Origin of the sequence: Endozoicomonas ascidiicola, from assembly GCF_001646945.1 — a bacterium.
GTDB classification, from domain to species: domain Bacteria; phylum Pseudomonadota; class Gammaproteobacteria; order Pseudomonadales; family Endozoicomonadaceae; genus Endozoicomonas; species Endozoicomonas ascidiicola.
Window position 1 is genome coordinate 70421 of sequence record NZ_LUTV01000007.1, and the last position, 6277, is coordinate 76697.

The window sequence follows — 6277 nt, forward strand, 5'->3', positions numbered from 1 at the left end:
TAAAGATTTACTGCAAAGTGTTTCTGAATCAGTGGTTTCTACTGCCTCAGTAATTTCTATTTGGGCACTAATGAGCGAGGTGTTAAGAATGTCTCGCTGCTCACTGTTTAATGATGAAATGGAATCAATAAAATTCTGGAAGAGTTCAGATTGCATATCACTCCCCTACCACGTTGATTTTATAGGAGTTTAGCTGATTCAACCATTAACGGTAACTTAGCCAGTCTCTGTTGTTCTGGTGTCATTTGAATAATGTTTTTCATTGCTGACATAATGCCATTCGAATAATGAAGTGCGTTGGCAATACTCATGCGTGTCAGTGCTTTTTGTTGCTGTTTGCTAAGAGTGGCAGCATTACCAAAGTCAATGATGGTTAATTGATAGTTCCTTCCTAATGGCGCGTAGCCACGCATTGGCTCAGGAAGGAAATAAAGGTTCCCCTCGTGAAGGTCGCCATGGAAAAAACCATCACCAAACATCGCGTTACCATACCAGGTATTAAGGAGTTCAACGAGTGACTCAAGCTTCAGGTCCAACTTACTGTCGTCCAGCTCACTTAATGGGCTGCCAACTGCTTTTTCCATCACCAGAACATCCTGGGTTGTTGGCATATCCGGTAAATATACTATGCCCAGTCCTTTTTGGGGTTTTTGGTAAAGCTCACCTTTTTTCAGGTTTTCTGCTTCTAATGTGAGATCAAGCTCTTCTGTAATTGACTTTTCCAGCTGCTCAACAAGGTCTCTGGTGCTTGGAGTGGTCGCCAGACTTTTGAGTAGCACAATTTCTCTTGACGTTTTCTCTCTCAATCCCGGGCGTAGAACTTTGACAACTACTTCTTCATCGTTTTTGCGAAGAACAGCACTGTATACCTGCCCTATGCTGGCTGCAGCAATGGGTTCTTGACCAAATTCAGAGAATAGATTATTGATGCTATCTCCAAGCTCTCTTTCAATAATTTTCGTTGCCAATTCTGTGGAGAACGGTTTGATATTTGCCTTCAACTCTTGCATCACTTCGGCTATCTGAGGAGAGTTCACATCTTGGCCAAATAATTGAAACACCTTTTGAATCACTGGGCCTGCACCATAAAGCATTGCCGCCAGTTTTTGGTTAGCTGATGTGGGTATTGGCAAAGCCAGAATACTCATAATTAAAAGTCTTTTGTCTTCTACTGATATCAGGTCAAAGTAACTGCCAATGATGATTCGGAAGAACTCGGCAATATTTTCTGGTACTCCAATCAGGTCAAAACCTGTTTCTGGGTTTAGTAGAGATTGGATTTCATCCGAGTCTGAAAATTTCGTTTGTTGTATTTCGGAGTTGATTTTATGAATGATCTTCTGAAATAGACTATCGGGCACTTGACTTAGAACTTCTCGTACTTCAGTGGTTCTTAAAGTGGGCAAATTAATATTGTGTTGGCTGGTGAGTTGCCGAATGTGTGTTTTTAAATTATCCATGCCCTGGATCAGTTGCTGCACCTGACCCGGTAGCCTTGGTAGTTCAGCATGCTTGATAATGTCTTCCATTGGTTGATTGTTAATCAGCCATGACAAAAGTTCTTTATGCTCGGCCAAGGTTTCTCGTAAACCTGCAAGCCGTTGGCTTTCTGGGAGGCCGGCACTTTTTAAAAGGTCGTGGAGAAAAGAGCGTAGCTTTCTGGCTTTAGCATTAGCCAGGGTGGCATCTCTGACCAGTTGCACGATTCTCTGAATGGCTGAGCCAGCACCGTATAAAAGTAATAATGTGAGCTGTTGGTTTAAAGTTGCTCTGAGTGGTGTAGATAGAAGACCCATGATTAGTGAGCGGCGGTCTCCAAAGGGCATCTGGTCGAAAGATCTCACCAGCATATTTCGAAAGAAATCCGTAAGGTTTCGAGGAATACCAAAAAGCTCAAAGATTGTCTCAGGATTTAACATGGATTGGAGTGTGTCAGAGTCGGAAAAGCGAGTTTGTTGAGTGCTTGTATCTAGCTGATGGAGAATTTCCTGGAAAGCACTGTCTGGAATTTGGTTCATTAACTCCAGCGCCTGAGTATCGCTCAGATTAGTTATATGGGGGGTGTTGGTAATATCAGGCTTGTTATAAAGGTCTCTAAGACTGGTAACGATCGGCTGCAAGTTCTCCAGCTTAAAAGGTGTATTTGCATTCTGAAGAACGTCAGTTAAGTCTTCGTTATTTTTAATCCACTGCAGCACTTCCCTGTGTCGGGCCAATGTTTTGCGAGTTGAGTCTATTTTTGTGGAATCTGGGCTTTTAGAGCAATTGACTAGGTCATAAAGAAGAACTCTGAATTTTTCTGATTTTATGGTGCTGTGATGATGATCCTGATTTGGTGATGTAGAGGGTATGGAGCCTGCACCTGGGTGAGACACTCTTCTGCTCGATAATGGGGTAGCTATTGTATTGTTATTGGCTCTGGGTATACGTGACGTGCTTGTGGATGGAGCTTCGCCATTATCAGTCACCCTGTGTTGATTTTCCGGTGGATCTACGCTGGTACCCCCGGAGAAACTAGATCTATTCCCTGGTATTTGCATCATACTCTTCGATAGCCTTGGGTCTGTGTCACGACTTTATGACTTTAATCTTGCTATATAGAGGTCGGCACTAACGGTTGTTCCTTAACTTAAGGGGAATTTCAATTTTCAATAGCCTTTAGCTATAGCTAAAGGCTATTGAATCAGGCGATGGTTGACTGGTGATTTTTTAGCAGATCAAGAACCTTTTTCCCTTTCAGACCCTGCATGGCTGAAGCAGTCATTACGCCAGACATCAATGCACCACCAACGCCCGCGGTCATAACATCAGCCCCTGTCAGGTAGAACCCCTTCAACGGTGTCACTGGGTGTAAATAAGGCTGCTTGAAGCGTTCGACAAAATGATCCAAACCATAGATCTCACCTTTCTCATTTTGTTGGAACCACCGGGTAGATAACGGTGTGGATAGCTCATAAAAATCAAGGGCTTCCCTGAGTTGTGGGCGGTGTTTGAAAAGAACATCCAATAACCGCTGAGACAGCTTCTTTTTCATAACCTCATAATCATCCCCCCGTTGATTCCATGTGCTGTTTTCCCATTGAGAAAACCACTCATGGTCTGCAACGGTCACCATCTCGACGGTGGTCTTACCCGGATATCGATTTTCCCAGTCAGGATCCTTGGTGGAGGGAAACGAAATATACACCAGCGGGAATGGCTGCTCTTTGTCGTTTAGATAGGCGTCTACATTGGCTTCGTGGTTACCGTCGGGGTAAACCCATAGGTTGGTTGTATCTAACCCTAATTCTTCGGCAGTTCCTTTAAATCCGGCATAAATACAAAGATGAGCGCTGGAGTGTTTGATGGTATCAGGCCATTGTCCTTTACCAATGGCTTTCCCTGCCCAGTCTGGAAGGAGATGGTTAGCTGTGGCCATTAGTCCGATGTTACTGACGATCTGATCAGCCTTGATCACGGTACCGTCTTCCATTTGCACGCCAATAGCTCGTTTATTCTCTTCCAGCACTTTATCCACTTTCGCGTAAGTGAATACTTCACCACCGGCTGCCTGAATGGTAGGTATGATTGTTCGGGCAATTTCTGACGACCCACCAACCGGGTAGGCGCCACCGGCCAGATAATGTTTTGCAATCAGCGCGTGCATTAAAAAGGCGCAGTCAGCCGGTACCTGACCATAGTCGCCCCATTGTCCGGTGAGCACTGAGATCAGTTCCTGGTTGCTGGTGAGTGCTTCCAATACTTGCCGACTGGTTTTAAAGAATTCGCCGGGTACCAGGGCAGGGCGGATAAGATTGTACAGTTTGGCCAATGTTGGCGGCATCGCCTGTCCGGCAAAGAAACGAGGCGTTAATTTGCTGATTTTGCGAATCAGGGCGACGTAGTCTCGAATAGCTTTCTCGTCATCAGGAAAGTACTCGATTAATTGCTCGGTGAACTGCTCGGTACCGGTCACAAAATCGTAGGATTTTTCACCGAGGATGATTCGATCATATACTGGATCCATCTCTGCCCATTTCAAGCGGTTTTCGCTGACCACATCGAATACACGACGGAGCGTGGAATAAGGTTTATGGACTTCACCGATGTAGTGAACGCCAACATCCCATTCGTAGCCGCTATTTTCGTAAGAGTGAGTATATCCACCTGCGGTATAGTGTTGTTCAAGCACGCATACCTTTTTGCCAAGCTTTGAAAGCAGGGCGGCAGTGGTTAACCCACCCATACCTGAGCCTACGACAATGACATCATAATGATCTTCAATACGACTTGGACGATAGCGTTTGCCCGTTCGTACGGAGATTTTCTTAGGCTTGGTTTTGGGAGGCTCTGTTACGGAATCGAGCATGGTCATACCTTGTTTTTATTGTTTTTAAGGCAAAGGAGGGAGTAGGGCAGTCATAGACTGCCCTAACTATGATCAGGAAACGGCGTCGTTCACTTGATCAAATTCAGCGACGATTTCATCGCTGGGCGCTTTGGTCAGCAGGCTAACCGCAACGATGGAGATGGTTGCAAACACAATACCAGGGACAATTTCGTAGAGATCAAACAGGCCACCGGTCAGTTGCTTCCATGCGACAACGGTCACACCACCCACAATAATGCCAGCGAGAGCACCGAGGCAGTTCATCCGCTTCCAGAACATACTGATCAGCAATGCCGGACCAAACGCTGCACCAAAGCCCGCCCATGCATAGGATACTAAGCCTAATACTGAGCTATCAGGGTCCATGGCAAGGAACAGAGCCACCAGGGCGATCACGATCACGGCAATACGACCCATCATCATCACTTGCGCAGAAGAGGCGTCTTTGTTAATCATGCTTTTGTAAAAGTCTTCTGCCAGAGCAGAGGAAGAAACCAGCAACTGAGAGTCAGCAGTACTCATAATAGCCGCCAGAATGGCTGCCAGTAACACACCGGCAATGACTGGATGGAAAATGGCGTTTACCAGAACCATAAAGATGGTTTCGCCGTCCGCCAGAGAGGTGCCCGTGCTGTTTAGATACAACAGGCCGGCCATGCCAACCAGCATCGCACCCGCCATGGAGAGTCCGGACCAGGTAACGGCAATGCGTCGTGCAGTAGGAACATCATCCTTCGAACGAATACCGGCAAAACGAGCCAGAATATGTGGCTGACCAAAATAACCAAAGCCCCAGGCAACCAAAGATAAGATGGTAATCCAGGTTAGTGGCTCACCGGCTGAACTGGTCCATGGATCCAACAAATGTGGATTTTTACTTTCCAGCATGGCCATCATGGATTGATCACCACTAAACGACTGCATAGCGATAATAGGCACGATTAATAAAGCGGCGGCCATCAGAAGCCCCTGCACCAGGTCAGTCCAGGAAACCGCAAGGAAACCACCAAACAGGGTGTAAGAAATAATGCAGAGGGTGCCAATGACAACCGCTGTTGTGTAATCCAAACCAAAGACCGTTTCAAATAACTTGCCGCCAGCAACCAGGCCAGAGCTTGTGTAGAACAAGAAGAACAGCAGAATAAAGAAGGCCGACACCATCTGTAGCATTTTCGAGGTGTCACGGAAGCGGTTGGTGAAAAATTCAGGCAGTGTGACAGAGTTACCAGCCACTTCACTGTAAACCCGCAGTCGTTTTGCCAGTAACAGCCAGTTCAACCACGTTCCCAGTAATAAACCACCGGCTAACCAGAAGGCCTCAAAACCGGCGGCAAAGGCATAGCCCGGAAGGCCAAGCAAGAGCCAGCCACTCATATCCGAAGCACCGGCACTGAGTGCCGCAGGCCATGGGCCGAGGGTTCTTCCGCCCAGAAAATAATCGGCTGAATTGCTGGTGCGTTTCCAGGCCCAGTAGCCAATGAAAAGCATCATGGCAAGGTAGACGAGAAAGGTGCCCAAGATGGCACCGCTGTTCGCGTTCATGATATGTCCTTATTTTTATGATTATTGGTTCATCAGCAATGAACATGCTGAATGATGAGGAACAGATTATCAGGTTATGAAAATGCTGTCGTGTTAATTAAGCAGCAGGTTGATTCGCTAAGTTAACCTCCCAAAGTAGCATGATTTTGTCTCAGTCTAAATAGGGAGTCTCTTCCAATATGAAATGAGCCTGAACGGAGCCCTTGTTTCCAAAATGAAATGAGCCTGTGATTTCTGATCTTTCGTCCAAAATTACTGGATGAAAATCATAATGGACACACGGCTCATCAAATCGCTCCAGCAGGTGGAGGAGCTGCTTCAGGCTACACCGCAGATACAGCCTGGTTGGAAGTCAAAAGACGAGTG

3 protein-coding genes are annotated in these 6277 nt (G+C 46.2%); all 3 read right to left on the reverse strand.

The genetic code is table 11. The features are described from left to right. Window positions 1-179 precede the first annotated feature (179 nt). A complete protein-coding gene (locus AKL11_RS19470; protein WP_172807334.1) occupies window positions 180-2120 on the reverse strand; it encodes an AarF/UbiB family protein in 1941 nt (646 codons plus the stop codon). A gap of 563 nt (window positions 2121-2683) precedes the next feature. Beyond that, entirely contained in the window at window positions 2684-4348 is a 1665-nt protein-coding gene (locus tag AKL11_RS19475; RefSeq protein WP_067520796.1) for a phytoene desaturase family protein, read from the reverse strand. Window positions 4349-4420: 72 nt separating this feature from the next. After that, window positions 4421-5911 (reverse strand): sodium/proline symporter PutP, encoded by a 1491-nt coding sequence (gene putP / locus AKL11_RS19480; protein WP_067520799.1) that lies wholly within the window; start codon window positions 5909-5911, stop codon window positions 4421-4423. Window positions 5912-6277: the final 366 nt, after the last annotated feature.